General features: G+C 72.1%; 20 protein-coding genes. 6 read left to right on the top strand and 14 right to left on the bottom strand.

Annotated features, from left to right (window positions below):
- Positions 1-58 precede the first annotated feature (58 nt).
- The 3 genes from ACZ5SK_RS18005 to ACZ5SK_RS18015 form a co-directional block, all read right to left on the bottom strand.
- A complete protein-coding gene (locus tag ACZ5SK_RS18005; protein ID WP_334575926.1) occupies positions 59-652 on the bottom strand; it encodes a sugar kinase in 594 nt (197 codons plus the stop codon).
- Positions 653-730: 78 nt separating this feature from the next.
- Positions 731-1,879 carry an ROK family glucokinase gene (locus tag ACZ5SK_RS18010; protein WP_079658688.1) on the bottom strand — a complete coding sequence of 383 codons (1,149 nt, stop codon included), beginning with the start codon at positions 1,877-1,879 and terminating at the stop codon, positions 731-733.
- Positions 1,880-2,112: 233 nt separating this feature from the next.
- Positions 2,113-2,850, bottom strand: coding sequence for a GntR family transcriptional regulator (locus tag ACZ5SK_RS18015; RefSeq protein WP_334581114.1), 738 nt, complete (start codon positions 2,848-2,850; stop codon positions 2,113-2,115).
- A 129-nt stretch (positions 2,851-2,979) separates the two neighbouring features.
- Between ACZ5SK_RS18015 and ACZ5SK_RS18020 the strand changes: the two genes are divergently transcribed.
- The gene (locus ACZ5SK_RS18020) at positions 2,980-4,002 is read left to right on the top strand and encodes a Gfo/Idh/MocA family protein (protein WP_334575928.1); all 1,023 of its coding nucleotides are present in this window, start codon (positions 2,980-2,982) and stop codon (positions 4,000-4,002) included.
- Here ACZ5SK_RS18020 and ACZ5SK_RS18025 read toward each other — a convergent pair.
- The 4 genes from ACZ5SK_RS18025 to ACZ5SK_RS18040 form a co-directional block, all read right to left on the bottom strand.
- Positions 3,995-4,495: a hypothetical protein gene (locus ACZ5SK_RS18025; protein ID WP_334575930.1), complete on the bottom strand. Its 501-nt coding sequence runs from the start codon at positions 4,493-4,495 to the stop codon at positions 3,995-3,997. The two genes, ACZ5SK_RS18020 and ACZ5SK_RS18025, sit on opposite strands and share 8 nt — an antisense overlap.
- Positions 4,496-4,529: 34 nt before the next feature.
- Complete coding sequence (locus tag ACZ5SK_RS18030) at positions 4,530-5,705, bottom strand: cytochrome P450 family protein (protein ID WP_334575931.1); 1,176 nt, start codon at positions 5,703-5,705, stop codon at positions 4,530-4,532.
- 43 nt (positions 5,706-5,748) lie between these two features.
- Positions 5,749-6,459 carry a response regulator transcription factor gene (locus ACZ5SK_RS18035; RefSeq protein WP_334575932.1) on the bottom strand — a complete coding sequence of 237 codons (711 nt, stop codon included), beginning with the start codon at positions 6,457-6,459 and terminating at the stop codon, positions 5,749-5,751.
- Positions 6,460-6,522: 63 nt separating this feature from the next.
- Entirely contained in the window at positions 6,523-7,809 is a 1,287-nt protein-coding gene (locus ACZ5SK_RS18040) for a sensor histidine kinase (protein WP_334575933.1), read from the bottom strand.
- 201 nt (positions 7,810-8,010) lie between these two features.
- Between ACZ5SK_RS18040 and ACZ5SK_RS18045 the strand changes: the two genes are divergently transcribed.
- Complete coding sequence (locus tag ACZ5SK_RS18045; RefSeq protein WP_334575934.1) at positions 8,011-8,211, top strand: hypothetical protein; 201 nt, start codon at positions 8,011-8,013, stop codon at positions 8,209-8,211.
- A gap of 68 nt (positions 8,212-8,279) precedes the next feature.
- On the opposite strand, the gene ACZ5SK_RS18050 is transcribed toward ACZ5SK_RS18045, so the two are convergent.
- From ACZ5SK_RS18050 to ACZ5SK_RS18060, 3 genes are all read right to left on the bottom strand, one after another.
- A complete protein-coding gene (locus ACZ5SK_RS18050; protein ID WP_334575935.1) occupies positions 8,280-8,666 on the bottom strand; it encodes a guanyl-specific ribonuclease in 387 nt (128 codons plus the stop codon).
- Between the two features lie 96 nt (positions 8,667-8,762).
- Positions 8,763-9,392, bottom strand: coding sequence for a dihydrofolate reductase family protein (locus tag ACZ5SK_RS18055; protein ID WP_334575937.1), 630 nt, complete (start codon positions 9,390-9,392; stop codon positions 8,763-8,765).
- Positions 9,393-9,466: 74 nt separating this feature from the next.
- The gene (locus ACZ5SK_RS18060; protein WP_334575939.1) at positions 9,467-10,288 is read right to left on the bottom strand and encodes an AIM24 family protein; all 822 of its coding nucleotides are present in this window, start codon (positions 10,286-10,288) and stop codon (positions 9,467-9,469) included.
- 131 nt (positions 10,289-10,419) lie between these two features.
- On the opposite strand from ACZ5SK_RS18060, the gene ACZ5SK_RS18065 reads away from it, so the two are divergent.
- A complete protein-coding gene (locus ACZ5SK_RS18065; RefSeq protein ID WP_334575940.1) occupies positions 10,420-11,166 on the top strand; it encodes an SDR family oxidoreductase in 747 nt (248 codons plus the stop codon).
- Positions 11,167-11,209: 43 nt separating this feature from the next.
- On the opposite strand, the gene ACZ5SK_RS18070 is transcribed toward ACZ5SK_RS18065, so the two are convergent.
- From ACZ5SK_RS18070 to allB, 3 genes are all read right to left on the bottom strand, one after another.
- Complete coding sequence (locus ACZ5SK_RS18070; protein ID WP_334575942.1) at positions 11,210-12,220, bottom strand: hypothetical protein; 1,011 nt, start codon at positions 12,218-12,220, stop codon at positions 11,210-11,212.
- Between the two features lie 59 nt (positions 12,221-12,279).
- Positions 12,280-13,395, bottom strand: coding sequence for an allantoicase (gene alc, locus ACZ5SK_RS18075; RefSeq protein ID WP_334575944.1), 1,116 nt, complete (start codon positions 13,393-13,395; stop codon positions 12,280-12,282).
- 80 nt (positions 13,396-13,475) lie between these two features.
- Entirely contained in the window at positions 13,476-14,813 is a 1,338-nt protein-coding gene (gene allB, locus ACZ5SK_RS18080) for an allantoinase AllB (protein WP_334575945.1), read from the bottom strand.
- 326 nt (positions 14,814-15,139) lie between these two features.
- On the opposite strand from allB, the gene ACZ5SK_RS18085 reads away from it, so the two are divergent.
- Positions 15,140-15,937 (top strand): IclR family transcriptional regulator, encoded by a 798-nt coding sequence (locus ACZ5SK_RS18085; protein ID WP_334575947.1) that lies wholly within the window; start codon positions 15,140-15,142, stop codon positions 15,935-15,937.
- Between the two features lie 102 nt (positions 15,938-16,039).
- On the opposite strand, the gene ACZ5SK_RS18090 is transcribed toward ACZ5SK_RS18085, so the two are convergent.
- A complete protein-coding gene (locus ACZ5SK_RS18090) occupies positions 16,040-16,327 on the bottom strand; it encodes a DUF5955 family protein (protein WP_361707426.1) in 288 nt (95 codons plus the stop codon).
- 207 nt (positions 16,328-16,534) lie between these two features.
- On the opposite strand from ACZ5SK_RS18090, the gene ACZ5SK_RS18095 reads away from it, so the two are divergent.
- On the top strand, positions 16,535-17,146 hold the full coding sequence (locus ACZ5SK_RS18095; RefSeq protein ID WP_334575948.1) for a nucleotidyltransferase family protein: 612 nt from the start codon (positions 16,535-16,537) through the stop codon (positions 17,144-17,146).
- A gap of 183 nt (positions 17,147-17,329) precedes the next feature.
- Positions 17,330-18,964, top strand: a complete 1,635-nt coding sequence (gene aceB, locus ACZ5SK_RS18100; RefSeq protein ID WP_334575950.1) for a malate synthase A — start codon at positions 17,330-17,332, stop codon at positions 18,962-18,964.

Here is an 18,964-nt window from a genome sequence, read left to right on the forward strand (position 1 = left end):
GCCCCGGCGGCCGGCCACCCCCAGCAGGTCCGGTCCGCTCCGGTGCGGTGCGGTGCGGTCAGGGCACTGTGCGCGAGACGACGTAGACGAAGGGGTAGAGCGCGTTGCCGGTGTTCACCACCACGTCCAGCGTCGGATCGGGGTTCTCCCGCTCGCGGACGACGCCGAAGTCGTCGCCGGGGCGGGAGCCGGGGCCGGTGAGCTTCCAGCCGGTGATCTCCTGGTCACGGTCGCTGATGGCGATGTCGCCCTTCTTCAGGGCGGCCCTGCTGACGCCGATGTCCGCGAGGAACTGGTCGAGACCGGCCTGCGTGGTCTGGAACTGCACGTAGAGCCGGCTGGTCTTCCAGTTGTTCGTCTCGTAGTAGGCGACCTGGTTGGAGGGGTGCGGGATCGGCACCTGGTACAGGCGGCGCTGGATCTTCGACGGCCAGTCCGCGGTCAGGCCGGTCGCCGAGTACTTCGCCTCCTTGTCCTTGCCGCTGTCGCGGCTCTGGTTGGCGGAGATCACCAGGTAACCGGCCGGGACCCCGATGAGCAGCACGATGATCAGCAGGGTGAGCGCCCTGCGGCGGATCACATGCCGACGGTCCTCCGGCGGGCTGGACGGCTCGTCGGGGGGCGCGGCCTGGCGGGGCAGCGATGCTGTCATGCGGCGTCCCGGGTGGTGCGGGGTGACGCGGCGGTCATGCCGTGTCCTGGGTACGGGGCAGTGCGGCGGTCATGGCGGTCATGCCGTGTCCTGGGTTCGGCGGGCCGCCTCCGTGAACCGCTCGAAGCGCTCGTAGCGCTCCACCCGGCGGCGCTTGGCGCGCCGGAAGCGGCGGGCGACCAGTCGGGCCAGGTCGGCGGCGCCGACCATGCCGGCCTCGGGGCCGAGCTGGGCGCGGACGATCCGGGCCTCGGGGCGGTAGCCGCGGCCGGTGAGCTGACGCTTGAACGCGTCCCGCGCGGGGGCGATCAGCAGGTCGTCGGCGGCCGAGACGCCGCCGCCGATCACGAAGCAGGACGGGTCGAGGGCAGCGGCCAGGTTGGCGATGCCGACGCCGAGCCACTGACCGATGTCCTGGAGCAGCTCGATGCACATGGCGTCGCCCTCGCGGGCCAGCTCGGTGATCATCGGGCCGGTGATGTCGCCGATGTTGCCCTTGACGTGCTCGATGATCCCGTAGGCAACCGGGGAGTCGGCAGCGGCGAGCTCGCGCGCCTCCCTGACCAGGGCGTTGCCGGAGCTGTACTGCTCCCAGCAGCCGCGGTTGCCGCACGGGCAGCGATGCCCGCCGGGCACGACCTGCATATGGCCGAACTCGCCGGCGACACCGTACTTGCCGCGTTTGACCTGGCCGTCCTCCAGGATCGCGCCGCCGATGCCGGTGCCGAGCGTGATCATGACGAGGTGGTCCTCACCGCGGCCCGCGCCGAACCGCCACTCCGCCCAGGCGGCGGTGTTGGCGTCGTTGTCCACCAGGACGGGAACCGCCAGACGGCCGGAGAGGCGGTCCCTGAGCGGCTCGTTGCGCCAGGACAGGTGGGGCGCGAACAGGACGCGGTTGCGGTCCGCGTCGACCCACCCGGCCGCGCCGACGCCGACCGCGTGCACGTCGTGGCGGTCGGACAGGTCCAGGACCAGCTCGACGATCGTGTCCTCCACGACCTTCGGGCTCTTGGACTTGTCCGGGGTCTCCGTGCGGACCTTCTCCAGGATGTTGCCGTCGGCGTCGACGACGCCCGCCATCACCTTGGTGCCGCCGATGTCGATGCCGACGGTCGGCACACGGGGTGCGGTGAGGTGCGAGCGGCGCTCCCTCGTGCCCACGGTGCGAAGTGCGGGGGCGCGGCGGGAGCCGATGGGGGCGCTGAAGTTGCCGTAGGTGCTCATCGTCGCCGATTCTGCCTCACCCACACGTCGGGTGCCGAGTGGGGCAGTGCCCGTGCGGCGCAACCGCACACCGCCGCCGGCCCCCGCCCTCAGGGGGTGCGTTCCCGCTCGTGCCCGGGATCGTCGAGCTCGTTTCCGCCCGTCGTCCGCCTCGTCGGCCACCCTCACCTTGTCCGGATATCCGGTCACATTGTCAGGACATTGCGACGCATTCGGGCTTCTCTCGCCTGCTCTCAGGGCCGTACGAGCAGCTGGAACTCGAAGGAGTAGCGGGTCGGCCGGTAGATGTGGTCGCCGAACTCCACCGCCCGGCCGGTGTCGTCGAAGGTCGTGCGCTGCATGGTCAGCAGGGGGGCGCCCTCGTCCTCGGCGAGCCGCTCGGCCTCGTCGGCGGTCGCGGCGCGGGCGCCGATGGACTGACGGGCGCTGTGCAGGGTGATCCCGGCGGCCCGCATCAGGCGGTACAGGCCGGTGGCCTGGAGCTGGTCGCTGTTCAGATCGAGCAGCCCGGTGGGGAGGTGGTTGCACAGGTAGGCCATCGGCTCCCCGTGCGCCAGCCGCAGCCGCTCCACCCGGTGGACGTCACTGCCCTCGGCCACCGCGAGCGCGGCCGCGACTTCCGCCGACGCCGGGACCATGGTGTTGACCAGGACCGTCGTCGCCGGACGCTGCCCGGCCGCCTCCAGGTCGTCGTAGAGGCTGCTGAGCTCCAGCGGGCGCTTGACCTGGCTGTGCACGACCTGGGTGCCCACGCCCCGGCGGCGGACCAGCAGGCCCTTGTCGACGAGCGACTGGATCGCCTGGCGGACGGTCGGCCGGGACAGGCCGAGCCGCCCGGCGAGCTCGATCTCGTTGCCCAGCAGGCTGCCGGGGGTGAGCGAGCCGTGCTCGATCGCGGCCTCCAACTGCTGGGCCAGCTGGAAGTACAACGGCACCGGAGAGCTTCGGTCCACACGGAGTTCGAGCTGCACGGTCGGGTCCACTTCTGGTTTCGGCACGGGCCGAGCGTAGCTCCGCCGCCGGTTGACGGGAAGTTGTGTAGTTCGGTTGTCCGGACATACGCATTGACAGGGTGCGGCCCGCGCCGCCACTTTGGTTTCATGCGCATCGGGGTCATCGGGACGGGCCGCATAGGCACCATTCATGCGAACACACTCAGCCGTCACCGCGAGGTCGGATCCCTGATCCTGACGGACGCGGACCATGCGCGGGCCCAGGAGCTCGCGCATCGGCTGGGCGAGACGGCCGCCCCTGGGGTGGACGAGATCTTCCGCTGGGGCGTGGACGCCGTGGTGATCACGACGGCGACCTCGGCCCACGCCGAACTGATCGGTCGGGCAGCACGCTCGGGGCTTCCGGTCTTCTGCGAGAAGCCGATCGCCCTGGATCTGGCGGGCACGTTACAGGCGATCGCCGAGGTCGAGTCCGCCGGAACGATCCTTCAGATGGGCTTCCAGCGGCGCTTCGACGCGGGGTACGCGGGCGCCCGGGAGGCGGTGCGCTCGGGGCGGCTCGGACGGCTGCACACCGTACGGGCCCTGACGTCCGACGAGTCGGCGCCGCCGGCCGCGTGGCTGCCGGTGTCCGGCGGGATCTACCGGGACGCGCTCATCCACGACTTCGACTGCCTGCGCTGGGTCACCGGGCACGAGGTGAGGGACGTGTACGCGGCCGGGTCCGACGCCGGGCCCGCGATGTTCCGCGAGGCGGGGGACGTCGACACGGCCGCCGTGGTGCTCACCCTCGACGACGGCACGCTCGCCACGGCGACGGCGACACGGCTGAACGGCGCGGGCTACGACGTCCGTATGGAGCTGGCCGGGGAGCTCGACCAGATCGTCGTGGGCCTGGACGACCGCACGCCGATCGCGTCCACCGAGCCCACCGGACCGCCGGCCGCGGACAAACCGTGGACGGGGTTCCTGGAGCGCTTCGAGCCCGCCTACGGGGCCGAGTTGGCCGCGTTCGTCGAGGTGGTGCTCGGCCGGCGGGCGAACCCGTGCGACGGCCGCGAGGCCCTGCAGGCGCTGAGGATCGCCGAGGCCTGCGAGCTGTCCAGACGGGACCGCAGACCGGTCGCCCTCGCCGAGATCCCGGGCGGGGTCGAGTCGGCGTTCAGCTGAGCAGGCGTATCGCGGGGGCCGCGGCGTCCGTCGCCATGACGGACTCGCAGTGGGCGCATCTCAGGCGGTACGGCCGGACCAGGTTGGTCTGGATGCTGTTCGTGCCCGACTCCTTGGTCTTCGGGCAGTAGTACCCGAGGTTCAGGCGCACCCAGGGATGGCTGGTGGGCGCCAGGCCCCGTCTGCTGTCCCTGGCGTCCTCGAACGGGGCCCACCAGAAGTCCACCAGGGCCCGCAGCGCGAGCCGCTCGGAGCCGGAGGTCGTGTCGTACGCGGCGATCCGGCCCGCGGTGTAGTGGCTCCGGAAGCCGCTGCGGCTGCCCGAGCACAGCGCCCGTTCGGCGCCGCGCTCGTAGACCGTGGTGCGGCCGGTCCGCTCGCAGATGAAGCAGTCCACGCTGAACTCGAGCTGGGAACCCCAGTGCAGATTGTGGAAGTCGTCGCCCTTGAGCGGTCCGGTCAGCTCGGCGGTGATCTCGGCGGTGCGCAGCACGCATGTCCCCCTCAAAGACGTCCGGATCGGTGTTCTACCAGCGCACCGGGAGGCTGCGCACCCCGCGTATCAGCAGGCCCGGGAGCCAGTCGCCGGGCGGGCCGTCGAGGGTGAGGGCGGGGGCGCGGTCCAGCAGTGTCCCTATCGCCGTGCGGGCTTCGAGGCGGGCCAGCGGGGCGCCCAGGCAGTAGTGGATGCCGTGGCCGAAGGCGAGGTGGCCCCGGGTCTCGCGGCGGATGTCGAAGCGGTCGGGGTCCGGAAAGCGGGCCCCGTCCCGGTCGGCCGCGGTGAGGCCGATCATCACGTGCTCCCCCTGCGCGATGGGTGTCGCGCCGATCTCCAGCGGCTGCGCCGCGTAGCGGAAGGTGGCGTTCTCCACCGGCCCCTCGTAGCGCAGGGCCTCCTCGACCGCGCCGTCCAGGAGGGTCATGTCGGCGCGCAGGGCGGCGAGTTGGTCCGGGTGGGTGAGCAGGGCGTGGACGGCGTTGGTGATCAGGTTGACGGTCGTCTCGTGGCCCGCGACGAGGAGGATGAACGCCATGCCGCGCAGCTCGCCGGGCGAGAGCCGGTCGCCGTCCTGCGCGGTGGTGCGGATCAGGTCGCTGAGCAGGTCGCCGCCGGGTCCGGCGGACCGCTTGTCCTCGATCAACTCGGTGAGGTACTCGGCGAGGCGGACCAGCGCGTCGTACTCGCTGTCCGCGTCGGTGGGCGCCACCACCTGCGTGGACAGCTTGCGGAACTCCGTGCGGTCCAGTTCGGGAACGCCGAGCAGCTCGCAGATGACCGTGATGGGCAGCGGGAAGGCCAGTGACTCCACGAGGTCGGCGCGGCCGTGCGGCAGCATCGTGTCGAGCAGCTCGTCGGTGATCTGCTGGATCCTCGGCCGCAGTTCCTCCACGCGGCGCATGGTGAAGGCGCGGGCGACGAGCGCGCGCAGGCGCGTGTGCTGCGGCGGGTCGGCGGTCAGCAGATACGGGCCGATGAGCTGATCGTCGAAGCCCCCCAGCCGGCTGCTGTCCTTGGACAGCCCCGGGTCGGCGAGCGCCGCCCGCGCCTCCTCGTACCCCACGACGAGCCAGGTCTCATAGTCGTCGCCGCCGGGCAGCCGCACCCGGTGCACCGGGCCACGCTCGCGCAGTCGCGCGTACACCGTGTGCGGGTCCCTCAGGAGCCCGTCGCCGAACTCCCCCAGGTCGATCACCTCGGCCATGCCACTCCCCCTCCGTCACTCCCCCAACGGACGGGAGCGACGCCTAGTGCCCGTCCTCCGTCGCGTCCTGAGCTCCCGCCGCGCCTTCCGCCCGCTCCTCCAGGAGCCCGGCGTCGTACGCCAACAGGGCGATCTGCACCCGGTTGTTGAGGTCGAGTTTGGCGAGGATCCGGGAGACGTGGGCCTTGACGGTGGCGACGCTCATGAAGAGTCCGGCGGCGATGTCCGCGTTGGACAGTCCGCGGCCGACGGCGACGGCCACCTCGCGTTCGCGTTCGCCGAGCGCGGCAAGGCGCACGCGCGCGTGGGCGCGTCGGGTGTCGGCCGCCGTGCCGGCCGCGTGGTCCATCAACTGCCGGGTGACCGTGGGCGACAGGACCGGGTCACCGGCCGCGACCCGGCGCACCGCGTCGAGGATCTCGGCGGGCGGGGTGTCCTTGAGGACGAACCCGGCGGCCCCCGCGCGCAGTGCCCGCAGCACCTGCTCGTCGGCGTGGAAGGTGGTGAGCACCACGACCTGCGGGGCGTCCGCCCGCCTGCGCAGCCGTTCCGTGGCGGTGAGCCCGTCCATGGCCGGCATCCGGATGTCCATCAGGACGACGTCGGGCCGGGTGCGGTCCACGAGCTGCTCGACCTCGCCGCCGTCGGCGGCCTCACCGACGATCTCGATGTCGTCGGCGCCGCCCATCATGAAGGCCAGACCGGCCCGCACCAGGGGATCGTCGTCGACGAGGAGGAGTCTGATCGCAGTCATGGCCCTTACGTAATCACGGTTACCGGCCTGCCGGTCGGCGAGTTCACCTGACGTGACGAAGCACTACTGGGGCGCCGCCGCCGGCCACGGCAGCCATGCCCGTACCTCGAAGCCGCCGTCTTCCCACTCGCCGTGTTCCAGGCGGCCCCCGGCCAGCGTCGCCCGTTCGGTGAGGCCGATGAGGCCCTGGCCGGAGCCCGGGACGGGCGGTACGTCGCCCTCGGGGGCCGGGTTGCGCACGGTGACGGCCAGGCCCTCGCCGGGACCGCCGGTGACGGTGACCGCGGTCTCCGCGCCGGGGGCGTGTTTGCGGGCGTTGGTGAGGCCCTCCTGGGCGATGCGGTAGGCGGTGCGGCCGACGGAGGAGGGGACGGATGCGACGTCGGTGACGCGCTGGTCGAGGGTGACCTTCATGCCGGCCTCGCGGGACTCGGCGACCAGCGTGTCCAGGGCGGCCAGCGTCGGCTGGGGCCGGCCGGCGTCGTCGGGCTCGCCGGCCCGCAGCACACCGATGATCTCCCGCAGATCCTGGAGGGCGTCGTGGGCGCTCTCGCGGATGACACCGGCCGCCCGCGCGATCTCCTCACGGGGCGCGTCGGGACGGAACTCCAGCGCGCCGGCGTGCACGCTGAGCAGGGTGAGCCGGTGGGCCAGCACATCGTGCATCTCCCGCGCGATGGCCTCGCGGGCCAGCCGCTGCGCCTGCTCGGCGCGCAGCCGGGCCTCCGTCTCGGCGCGTCGGGCGCGCTCGCGCAGACTCAGCATGAGTTGCCGCTTGGAGCGTACGAACATGCCCCAGCCGATGGCCGTGACGATGATCAGCACAGTCCACGCCACCGCGGCCCCGTAGGCCAGGGTGGGGTCCGGGCGCGCCCAGGCGAGCACCGGGATCAGGGCGAGCTCGGCGCCGCCCACCCAGGCCACGTACCGCAGCGGCCGGTGCACGGCGAGCGAGAAGAGGGCGACGACGCAGGCGCCGGACGAGGTGGTCGACAGGAAGCCGAGGGGGACCAGCAGGGCCGCCAGGCCGAGGGGCCACCGGCGGCGCAGCCAGACCGCCGCGCAGGCGAGGGCGCCCAGGAGCTGGTCGGTGAGGGCGAAGGCGGGCGGGAGGTCGGGTTCGCCGGGGAAGGAGTCCGCGACCGTCAGGCCGACGGCGACGGCCAGCAGGAAGCAGCAGAAGTCGACGACCCAGTCGCGTGCGGTGCGCCGGTGCGGGCGGCCGGGCCGCTCGGCGTCCGGGTCGAGCGCCGAGACCAGGGCGGACGGCAGCAGCCATCGGCGTCCCGTGAACCCGGGCGCCGCCCGTGCCGCGTCGTCCGCGGCAGCCGTGTCGTCGTAAGCCCTCATGGTCGACAAATCTACGCAGCGCGGGGCCGTGCCACCGCCCCGCGGACGGGATCCGCTGCCGAAGGGAGACGACCGTCGACCGAAGTCGTGCCGCCGGCTACTTTCGGCGCTCCCGGACCGCCGGACCGGGGCCTTCCGTCGGACGGGTCTCGCCCCACGGCCGATGGCCCGCAAGGGGGCTCGGGGGTGAGGGTCCGGGACATGAAGAAACTGCTGGAAGCGATCGGTTTTCTCGCCCTGGTGCAGGGTGTGCTGGGCCTGGTGCACGAGTTCAGCGACTGGCGGGTGGGCCTCGTGCAGCGAATCGGTTTCCCGGACGGCTACGAGGTCTACGCCTGCGCCGCGCTCATCGCCTTGGCGTTCGCCCTGTTCGCGGCGGCGGAGAGCCGGGGGTCCGACTGAGTGGGGGGAGTCGGACCTCCGGCCGGTCGCACCGTTCCTCGACGGTCAGCCCTTGATCGCCCGACGGCTCAGCAGCCGTAGTTGATCAGGTTGAACGTGGCGTAGTGGTCCGCGGTGTAGTAGTCCTCGTCGGTCTTCTTCCCGGTCACGATGCGGCGCGCTCCGCGCGTCGACGACCCGGGGGTCTTCACCGTGTACTCGTGGTAGTAGCCGGTCGACTGCGAGGGCAGCACACTCTCCCGGTTCTGGAAGACCGAGCCGTCCTGCGAGTACGGGAACGGCCCGCCCTGCTCGATCAGCTCGAGCGTGTCGTACGCCTGGGACGGCAGCCTGCTGTAGCAGACGCTGCCGACCGCGGCGTTCGCCGTGGTGGCGGAGACGGTGCCGCCGACCAGGAGGGCGGACAGGACGGCGGCCGCGGCGCCTGTGCGAGTGATGCGTGGGGGGAATCTCATGCCCTCATGATGACGCGCGTAGACAGTGGCATGTCAATGACAACTTCGAGGATTTTCCCGGCAAGTCCGTTGAGTTTTCGGGAAGTTAACCTGCGGCTAGCCGTTGTCCGGGAGTTCGTACGAGCCGTAGCTCGGACGGCCCTGAAGGTCGTACGTCTGGATGGAGACGCCCGCCGCGGTGATCAGGCCGCCGGTGTGCCGGAACGCGGTGGGCAGGGCCCCCTCGGCGAACAGCCGCAGGCCGGAGCCGAGCACGACCGGGAACGTCAGCAGGTGAACGGTGTCCACGAGGTCCAGCGCGAGCAGCGACCGGACCAGGGCGCCGCTGCCGTGGATCTGGAGCTCACCGTCGGTGCGCTCCTTGAGGGCGGTGACCTCCTGGGCGAGGGCGTCCCCGCGGATCACGGTGGTGCCTGCCCAGGCGGGGTCGGTGAGGGTCGTGGAGACCACGTACTTCGGCAGTGCGTTCAGCTTGCCCGCGACCGGGTCGCCCAGGTCGGTGACCTTCGGCCAGAACCCGGCGAAGATCTCGTAGGTGCGCCGGCCGAGGAGGAACGCGCCGACGTGGTCGAAGACCCCGGAGACGAACCGGCCGAAGTCCTCGTCCCCGTACGGGAAGCTCCAGCCGCCGTGCTCGAAGCCGCCGCGGGTGTCCTCGTCGCGGCCGCCGGGGGCCTGGTAGACGCCGTCGAGGGTGACGAAGATGGTGGAGACCAGCTTGCCCATGACGCGTGCCTGCTTTCTTCAGTGAGGTCTGCTGTCATCACCTCAGACCCCACCGCGACCCGCAACTCATCGGTTCAGCCCGCGTTCGTCGAGAACAGTCCGCCCGTCGGGCCCTGCTTGTCGCCGCCCTGGGCCTTCTTCAGGGCGTTGGCGAGGCTCTCGATGGTGAGGGACTGCAGGATGACCCGGCCGCTGCCCTCCAGGGTGGCCAGGGACAGGCCCTCGCCGCCGAACACGGCGTTCATGATCCCCTGGCGGTTGAGCCCGCCGACGCGCTGGACGCCGTACCGGATGCCCTCCTCGAAGGCGACCACGCAGCCCGTGTCGACCTCGATACGGCCGCCGAAGTCGGCCGGGTCGAGGTCGATGAAGTTGCCGGCGCCCGCGATGATCACCGTGCCGCGGCCGGTGAACTTCTCCAGGATGAAGCCCTCGCCGCCCTTCATCCCGGTGCGGCCGCCCTGGAAGGCGATGCCGAAGTCGACGGTGGACTCGGCGGCCACGAAGGCGTCCTTCTCGGCGAACCACGCGCGCGTGCCGTCCAGCTCCAGCGCCCGCATCTCGCCGGGGAGCACGCCCGCGAAACCGACCGTGCCCTCGCCGCCCTGCGCGGTGAAGTACTGGAACGCCAGCGACTCACCCGCGAGGGCACGCTGGCCGACCTGCATGGCCGTGCCCATGGCCTGGCGCAGCATGCCGCCCATGCCACCGCCGCCACCGCTCTGGGGCTGCTGGCCGCCGCCCCCGCCGGACGGGCCGCCCAGGCGGGTCTCCATGGTCACGTTCGTGGTCTTGAACAGGAACTTTCCGGCCTCGCAGTACACGGTCTGGCCGGGGTGCAGGCTGACGACCGCCATCTGCATGGCGTTGCCGACGATCTCTTGCTGAAGGGTCACGAGGGGAGAACGGCGGGGGCGGAGGAAAGAGTTCCGGCCCACCCGCTTTCGGCCAGCGGCTCCTTCGGCTCCTCGACCTCGGTGTCCGTTCGCCGCCAGCACGGCGGGGCGGCGGCCGCTGGGATGGATCCATGACGACGACCTACGGAACTCTCGACGGCAAGGTGGCCCTGGTGACCGGCGGCAGCCGCGGCATCGGGGCGGCGACGGCCCTGCGGCTCGCCCAGGAAGGCGCGGACGTGGCGGTGACGTACGTGAACGGCAAGGAGGCCGCCGCGGACGTCGTAGCGGCCGTTCAGGCGCTGGGTCGGCGGGCGGTGGCGCTGCGCGCGGACTCGGCGGACCCGGCGGAGGCGGCCGGGGCGGTGGACCGTGCGGTGGAGGCGCTGGGCGGCCTCGACGTGCTGGTGAACAACGCGGGCGTCGGCGTCCTCGGTCCGCTGGCGGAGCTCGCCCTCCCGGACGTGGACCGGGTGCTGGCCGTGAACGTGCGCGGCGTGTTCATGGCCTCCCAGGCGGCGGCCGGGCGGATGCCGGCCGGCGGGCGGATCATCACGATCGGCACCTGCATGACCCAGCGGGTGCCCGGCCCCGGCGGCACGCTGTACGCGATGAGCAAGTCGGCCCTGGTGGGACTGACCAAGGCGCTGGCCAGGGAGCTGGGCCCGCGCGGGATCACCGCGAACCTCGTCCACCCCGGCCCGATCGACACCGACATGAACCCGGCGGACGGCCCGTACGCGGCCGGTCAGGCGACCATGACCGCGCTGGGCCGCTTCGGGACGGCGCAGGAGGTGGCGGCGACGGTCGCGCACCTGGCGGGGGCCGCCTATGTCACGGGCGCGGAGTTCGCCGTGGACGGCGGGCACGCGGCCTGAGTGCGGGAGTGCGGGAGTACGGGGGTGCGGGAGTGCCTGACCGTCAGGCCAGGGCCTCCCGGACGCGGTGCAGATAGCTGAAGTCGTGGTCCTCGCGGGCTCGGGCCAGGGGGCGGATCTCGCGGGTGGCCACGTTCAGCGCGATGCCGCCGACCGCCCCCAGGACCCAGCCGAGGCCCGGCCGGACCACCTCGCCGGCAGCGGCCGTGAGGCCCACGGTCACCATCACGGACCGTTCCACCCAGGCCATCCGGCTGCTTCTGGCGGCCGCGCGGTAGTCCGCGACGGACTCGTCGATCTCGCGTCGCAGCTGGGCCAGGACGTCGGCCGGGTGTGCGTAGTCGCGGCGGAGGTCGCCGAGCATCCGGTGCAGGGCCCGCATCAGCCGCTCCCGTTCGTCGCCGTAGCGGTCGCGGAAGGCGAGGACGTCGGCGGTGGGGGTGCCGGGCGCGGGGACCGGCAGGAGGCCGCCGAGGTCCGCCTGGTAGGCGGGCAGCCGGTGCTCGTCGGGGGCGGCCAGGCACGCGGCCTCGGCCTCCGCGCGGTCGGTGTACGGGACGTACGCGAGAGGTCCGGCGTGGGCCAGTTCGCGTGCCATGACGCCGACGATGAGCTGCTGGACCCGCCGCGGCACGGCCAGGCTCCAGTACCCGCGGTCGCAGCGCTCGGCCAGGCCGAGGCGCAGCAGCTCCTCCTCCAGCCAGCGACTCAGCTTCGAGCCGTAGATGAAGGTGTCGGGCGGTACGGGGAGCCGCGGCCGGTCCGGGCTCTCGGCCAGGCGGTGCAGTTCCCAGAGCAGCACCCGGGAGGTGAGGGAGCCGAGGGAGACCAGGCCGTGGTACGGGTCGTCCAGCCGCTCCATCGCGCCCTGGCCGAAGACCAACGGCGTGTACAGCGCGCGGTCCCGCAGCTCCGTCAGCTCGGCGGAGACGGCGACCTCGTACACCTCGGGGTCGCGGGGCACGACCGTGGCGATGCCGTCCCAGTACAGCAGCGCCTGGTGCAGCACCTCCGTCGGTGGCTTCACCAACGGGTAGTAGAGCAGGACCGCCATCGTGCCTCCCCGTGAACACCCCGTTCCCCGACGGGGTGTTCACCGTAGCGGAGGCCGGCTCAGCCGCCCAGTTCCTGGTGGCGGGCCGTCAGCGCCGCCGTGCCCGCCTCCGTGAGCGAGCCGAACAGGCGCAGCCGGGAGATGCCGCCGTCGGGGTAGATGTCCACGCGCGCGTGCGTGCCGACGGCCGGCTCCGGCAGGACGAAGCGGTGGTTGGTGTCGGGCTGGAGGCGGGTGCGCGGGAGGATCTCCGTCCACGCGCCGTCCTCGCCGTCCTTGGCCGACACCGTCGCCCAGCCCGCGCTGTTGCCCTTCAGGTACGCGGTGTCGATCTCCAGGGCGCGGATCTGCGCCTGGGCGGCCAGGCGGTAGCGGATCCAGTCGTTGCCCCGGTCGCGTCGGCGGCGGGTCTCCCAGCCGTCGTCCATCTTGCGGGAGCGGCCGGGCTGGATGGTGTTGGAGGCCGGGGAGTAGAAGAGGTTCGAGGCGTCCTCGGCCCGGCCGCCGTTCTCCAGGGCGACGACGTCGAAGGCGCCGAGCACCGCCAGCCACGCGGGGTCCGGGATCACCTCGCCGTACACGCGCAGGCGGGCGATGCCGCCGTCGGGGTGCTGGTTGACCCGCAGATGCGTGACGCGCTGCTCCACCGACACGGCGAAACCGTTCGCCGCGTGGCCGCCGACCGGGGTGCGCGGGACCAGCGTCGTCCACTTCACGTCGTCGCCGAGGAGCTCCTCGGGGGACGGCGAGCCCGGCACCGAGGCGCCCTCGACCGACACCGCCTGCGGGTAGTTGCCCCGGAAGTGGGCCGTGTCGACGACGATGCCGCGGATCACGCCGGGCGCGCCGAGGCGGACCAGCGCCCAGTCGTGGTCCTCGGCGGTCGGCCAGGGGTGCTCGGCCGAGGCGCCGCGGCGGCGGCGGGTCTCCCAGCCGTCCATGATCTTGCCCTTGTGTCCGAAGCGCTCCGGGTCGAACTCGGCGGGCTCGGGGATCAGCAGGTTCTCGCGCTCGGCGAAGAACTCGTCGTTGGCGGCGATCACCGAGGCGCCGAGCCGCCGGTCGGCGAGGTCGGCGTGGTGGGTGAAGGGGAAGTCGGCGGTGCGGTAGTCCGCGTACGGGTCGCCGCCGCCGTAGGGGTTCGCGTCGCCGGTGAAGCGCTCTATCGCCGTCACGGTGATCAGATCTGCCTTTCGGGAGTCGGCCGGTGCGGATGCGGGTGGCGTCGGGGGTGCGGGGCGGGCGCGCCTTCGGCTCAGGGGGTGCGGGTGAGCAGCCGGCCCTTCGGTTCGGTGAACTCGCCGTCTGCGACGATGCGTTCGCCGCGCAGCCAGGTCGACTTGACGACGCCGTACAGGGTCCGGCCTGCGTACGCCGTGACGCGGTTGCGGTGCTGGAGGTCGGCCGGGTCGACGGTGAAGGTCTCGTCGGGGGCGAGGACGGCGAAGTCGGCGTCGCGGCCCACCTCGATGGCGCCCTTGCGGGTCAGGCCCACGAGGGCGGCGGTGCGTGCGGACATCCACCGGACGACGTCCTCCAGGCCGTGGCCGCGCCTGCGGGCCTCGGTCCAGACCGCCGCCAGGCTGAGCTGCAGGCCCGAGATGCCGCCCCACGCGGTCGCGAAGTCGTCGGTCTTCAGGTCGGCCGTGGACGGGGAGTGGTCGGTGACGACGCAGTCGATCACACCGTCCGCGAGGGCCTGCCACAGCAGGTCCCGGTTGGCGGACTCGCGGATCGGCGGGCAGCACTTGAACTCGCTGGCGCCGTCGGGGACTTCCTCGGCGGTGAGGGTCAGGTAGTGCGGGCAGGTCTCGACCGTGATGCGGACGCCGTCGGCCTTCGCGGCGGCGATCAGCGGCAGTGCGTCGGACGAGGACAGGTGCAGGACGTGCACGCGCGCGTGCAGGCGCCCGGCCTGCGCGACGAGGTGCGCGATGGCCGTGTCCTCGGCGTCGCGCGGGCGGCTGGCGAGGAAGTCGGCGTACTTGGGGCCGCCCTGCTGCGGGGCGGCGTCCAGGTGGTGCGGGTCCTCGGCGTGCACGATCAGCAGGCCGTCGAAGGCGGCGATCTCGGCGAGCGACCGGGCGAGCGCGTCCTGGTCGAGGTGCGGGAACTCGTCCACGCCCGACGGGGAGAGGAAGGCCTTGAAGCCGAAGACGCCACGGTCGTGCAGCGGGCGCAGCTCCTTGAGGTTGTCGGGCAGGGCGCCGCCCCAGAATCCGACGTCGATGTGCGCCTTGTCGGCTGCGACCTCCTGCTTGACGCGGAGGTGCTCCACGGTGGTGGTCGGCGGGAGGGAGTTGAGGGGCATGTCGACGAGGGTGGTGATGCCGCCGGCCGCCGCCGCGCGCGTGGCGGTCCAGAACCCCTCCCAGTGGGTGCGGCCGGGGTCGTTGACGTGCACGTGCGTGTCGACCAGGCCTGGCAGCAGGACGTCGTCCCCGAAGTCCTCCAGCCGGGCGCCCTCGGGGACGGGGGCGTCGTAGGGCAGGACGGCGGTGATCTCGCCGGCCGCGACGGCGACCGCGGCGGGCCGTGTCCCTTGGGGAGTGATGACGCGTGTCGAGCGCAGCACCAGTTCAGCGTCGGACACCCGGACCCCTCTCTGTTCGCGTTCTCCGCCGTTGTCTTCCGGTCTCGGAACCGGTTTTCTTCCGGTCGCCCCCGGAGAAACTTCCGGAGATATTTCGGAAACTTCCACGTAACGGAATTCAACGTTCTGTTGAAGGAGTCTTCACCCCCGCCCTCGCGTCGTCAAGGGCACACTTCTCCACAGTGCACCCACTGCCGTCACTCTGGACGTTTCCACAAGGCGGAATTAGTATTCCGTCAAGCAGAACGTAGCTACGCACCAGCGAGGAGTCAACCGACTGCCGGGTAGGCTTCAGCCCTTCCCGCCTGTTTCGAAAGGAACGCGCCGTGCCGACGTCCAGCGCCAGCACCACCGACTCCGCCAAGTCCGCCGGCGGAGGGGTCCAGTCCCTCGAGCGCGCCTTCGATCTGCTGGAACGGATGGCGGACGCGGGCGGCGAGGTGGGCCTGAGCGAGCTCTCCGCGAGCAGCGGACTGCCCCTGCCGACCATCCACCGCCTGATGCGCACCCTGGTGGCCTGCGGATACGTCCGTCAGCAGACCAACCGCCGCTACGCGCTGGGCCCGCGGCTGATCCGGCTCGGCGAGTCCGCCTCCCGGCTGCTGGGCACCTGGGCCCGCCCCTACCTGGCCCGCCTGGTCGAGGAGACCGGCGAGACGGCGAACATGGCGCTGCTCGACGGCGACGAGATCGTGTACGTGGCACAGGTGCCGTCCAAGCACTCGATGCGGATGTTCACCGAGGTCGGCCGTCGGGTCCTGCCGCACTCCACTGGCGTCGGCAAGGCGCTGCTGGCGGGCTTCCCGGACGCCGAGGTGCGCGCGCTGCTCGCCCGCACCGGCATGCCCGCCGCCACGGAGAAGACGATCACCACCCCGGAGGGCTTCCTGGCCGCCCTGGCACAGGTGCGCCGGGCCGGTTACGCGGTCGACGACAACGAGCAGGAGATCGGCGTCCGCTGCCTGGCGGTGTCCGTGCCGGACTCCCCCACCGCCGCGGCCATCTCCATCTCCGGCCCGGCGGGCCGCGTCACGGAGCCGGCCACGGAGCGGATCGTTCCGGTGCTGCAGCAGGTGGCGGCGGAACTGTCGGAGGCCCTGACGAACTCGGGACCGGCCACCTAGGGCGTGGTGCGAAAGTCCCGTCTGCACCCCGGCCGCGCGCAGGCACCCCGGGAGCCTCACCGGCCGGCGCCCGAGGCCCGGCCCGGAAGCAGGGGCCACGGCTCAGCGACGCGGCGTCTGTCCGAACAGCTCCACGGCGTCGCGTACGTCCGACAGGCCGCGGGCCAGCGCGCTCACCGAGCCGATCGCGCCCGCGACGAGGAGCAGGGAACGGCGTAACCGGGGGATTTCCGGGATGCCGTGGGTCGCCATCGCGGCGAGTGCGGCGAGTTCGTCCTCGGCGATGACCCGGTCGGGGAACTCGGCCGGGTGCGCGGCGAGTTCGCGGCGCAGCCGGGACACCGCGGTCCGCAGTTCCGCCACCCTCGGATCCTCGTCGCTGCCGGTCACTGCTCTTTGCCCCAAGCTCCGCAACACAGCTCTCCCCCCTGGCACACTCTCGCGTCTTCCCACCCCCGCGCCCACCGTGACGCCGGTCGGGCGCCGAAGGACGCGCGGGTCAGTAAACGCCACCCGATGCCGGGTGCGCCACTGCACGGACGGAAATTCAGCCCCCGGACACCGTGTGGTCGACACCGCGTCAGGTATGCAGGACGCATGACGCACAACGAAGACCGGGCCCGCGACCAGGTGGTCGGCCTGCTGCTGGCCGCGGGCGGGGGCCGGCGGCTCGGCGGACGGCCCAAGGCGCTGCTCGAACACCGGGGACGGCCGCTGGTCGAACATGCGGTGGGAGTGCTGCGTGCGGCGGGCTGCGCGCGCGTGCATGTGGTCCTCGGGGCCGCCGCCGACGCCGTACGGGAGCGGGCGCGGCTGGAGGGGTGCGTGCTGGTGGAGAACCCCGCGTGGGAGCAGGGCATGGGCACGTCACTGCGGGCCGGGCTCGACTCGCTCGCCGGGACGGGGGCACGGGCGGCGCTCGTCTCGCTCGTCGACCAGCCCGGCATCGGGCCTCGGGCGGTCGCCCGGGTACGCGCCGCGTACGAGGACGACTCCTCGCTCGTCTCCGCCGCCTACGACGGCGTACGCGGCCATCCCGTCCTGTTCGGGGCGGCCCACTGGGCGGGCATCGCCGCGACTGCCACCGGCGACCGTGGGGCACGCGCCTATCTGAGGGCACACGAGGAGGCGATCACGCTGGTCGAGTGCGGGGACGTGGCCAAGCCGTTCGACATCGACACGCCCCAGGATCTCGCCCACCTCGAGTGAGGGGCCTGACACTGAGCGCCACCCTGCCTCGACCCGAAGAATCTCGACATCAACAAACCATTGAACTTCCACAATGAGGAAACTAGTATCCACTGTTCAGAAGCGCCCGGCTCGTCCGGGGACCCGCTCGCCGTACCCGGTTCGACTGGCACCCGGTGCCACCGCTGAAGGAAGTGACCGCTCATGTCCGCACCAGCGCCGTCCCCGCTGGCCATCGTCGACGCCGAGCCCCTGCCGCGGCAGGAGGAGGTCCTCACCGAGGCGGCGCTCGCCTTCGTGGCGGAGCTGCACCGGCGGTTCACGCCACGCCGTGACGAGCTCCTCGCCCGGCGGGCGGGGCGCCGCGCCGAGATCGCCCGCACCTCCACCCTCGACTTCCTCCCCGAGACCGCCGCGATCCGCGCGGACGACTCCTGGCGGGTGGCCCCCTCCCCCGCGGCCCTGGACGACCGCCGGGTCGAGATCACCGGCCCCACCGACCGCAAGATGACCATCAACGCCCTCAACTCGGGCGCGCGGATCTGGCTCGCCGACTTCGAGGACGCCTCCGCGCCGACCTGGGAGAACGTCGTCCTCGGCCAGATCAACCTGGCCGACGCGTACACCCGCACCATCGACTTCACCGACGAGAGGTCCGGCAAGTCGTACGCCCTGCGCCCGGACGAGGAGCTGGCGACGGTCGTCATGCGCCCGCGCGGCTGGCACCTGGGCGAGCGCCACCTCGTCGACGCCGACGGCAACCAGGTCCCCGGCGCCTTCGTCGACTTCGGCCTGTACTTCTTCCACAACGCCCAGCGCCTGATCGACCTCGGCAAGGGCCCGTACTTCTACCTCCCGAAGACGGAGTCGCACCTCGAAGCACGCCTGTGGAACGACGTGTTCGTCTTCGCGCAGGACTACCTCGGCATCCCGCAGGGCACCGTCCGCGCCACCGTGCTCATCGAGACGATCACGGCCGCGTACGAGATGGAGGAGATCCTCTACGAACTCCGCGACCACGCCTCGGGGTTGAACGCCGGCCGCTGGGACTACCTGTTCTCCATCGTCAAGAACTTCCGTGACGGCGGAGCCAGGTTCGTCCTCCCGGACCGCAACGCCGTGACGATGACCGCCCCGTTCATGCGCGCGTACACCGAGCTCCTCGTCCGCACCTGCCACAAGCGCGGCGCGCACGCGATCGGCGGCATGGCGGCGTTCATCCCGTCCCGGCGGGACGCGGAGGTCAACAAGGTCGCCTTCGAGAAGGTCCGCGCGGACAAGGACCGCGAGGCGGGCGACGGCTTCGACGGCTCCTGGGTCGCCCACCCCGACCTGGTCCCGATCGCCATGGAGTCATTCGACAAGGTCCTCGGCGACCGTCCGAACCAGAAGGACCGTCTGCGCGAGGACGTCCATGTGGAGGCCGCCGACCTGATCGCGATCGACTCCCTGGACGCCCGGCCGACATACCAGGGTCTCGTCAACGCCGTACAGGTCGGCATCCGTTACATCGAGGCCTGGCTGCGCGGCCTCGGCGCCGTCGCCATCTTCAACCTCATGGAGGACGCGGCCACCGCCGAGATCTCCCGCTCGCAGATCTGGCAGTGGATCAACGCGGGCGTCGAGTTCGAGCACGCCGGGAACACGGTGAAGGCGACCCCGGAGCTGGCCCGCCAGGTCGCCGCCGAGGAACTCGACAACATCCGCAAGGAGATCGGCGAGGAGGCCTTCGCGGCAGGCCACTGGCAGCAGGCCCACGACCTGCTGCTGACGGTCGCCCTCGACGAGGACTACGCGGACTTCCTGACGCTGCCGGCGTACGAGCAGCTCAAGGGCTGA

This window comes from Streptomyces sp. NPDC031474, from assembly GCF_055581185.1.

Excerpts from the sequence above, each read along its gene's own strand:
- ACZ5SK_RS18005 (WP_334575926.1), bottom strand. The coding sequence starts at position 652 with ATGACAGCATCGCTGCCCCGCCAGGCCGCGCCCCCCGACGAGCCGTCC.
- ACZ5SK_RS18010 (WP_079658688.1), bottom strand. The coding sequence starts at position 1,879 with ATGAGCACCTACGGCAACTTCAGCGCCCCCATCGGCTCCCGCCGCGCC.
- ACZ5SK_RS18020 (WP_334575928.1), top strand. The coding sequence starts at position 2,980 with ATGCGCATCGGGGTCATCGGGACGGGCCGCATAGGCACCATTCATGCG.
- ACZ5SK_RS18030 (WP_334575931.1), bottom strand. The coding sequence starts at position 5,705 with ATGGCCGAGGTGATCGACCTGGGGGAGTTCGGCGACGGGCTCCTGAGG.
- ACZ5SK_RS18035 (WP_334575932.1), bottom strand. The coding sequence starts at position 6,459 with ATGACTGCGATCAGACTCCTCCTCGTCGACGACGATCCCCTGGTGCGG.
- ACZ5SK_RS18040 (WP_334575933.1), bottom strand. The coding sequence starts at position 7,809 with ATGAGGGCTTACGACGACACGGCTGCCGCGGACGACGCGGCACGGGCG.
- ACZ5SK_RS18045 (WP_334575934.1), top strand. The coding sequence starts at position 8,011 with ATGAAGAAACTGCTGGAAGCGATCGGTTTTCTCGCCCTGGTGCAGGGT.
- ACZ5SK_RS18050 (WP_334575935.1), bottom strand. The coding sequence starts at position 8,666 with ATGAGATTCCCCCCACGCATCACTCGCACAGGCGCCGCGGCCGCCGTC.
- ACZ5SK_RS18055 (WP_334575937.1), bottom strand. The coding sequence starts at position 9,392 with ATGGGCAAGCTGGTCTCCACCATCTTCGTCACCCTCGACGGCGTCTAC.
- ACZ5SK_RS18065 (WP_334575940.1), top strand. The coding sequence starts at position 10,420 with ATGACGACGACCTACGGAACTCTCGACGGCAAGGTGGCCCTGGTGACC.
- ACZ5SK_RS18070 (WP_334575942.1), bottom strand. The coding sequence starts at position 12,220 with ATGGCGGTCCTGCTCTACTACCCGTTGGTGAAGCCACCGACGGAGGTG.
- ACZ5SK_RS18095 (WP_334575948.1), top strand. The coding sequence starts at position 16,535 with ATGACGCACAACGAAGACCGGGCCCGCGACCAGGTGGTCGGCCTGCTG.
- aceB (WP_334575950.1), top strand. The coding sequence starts at position 17,330 with ATGTCCGCACCAGCGCCGTCCCCGCTGGCCATCGTCGACGCCGAGCCC.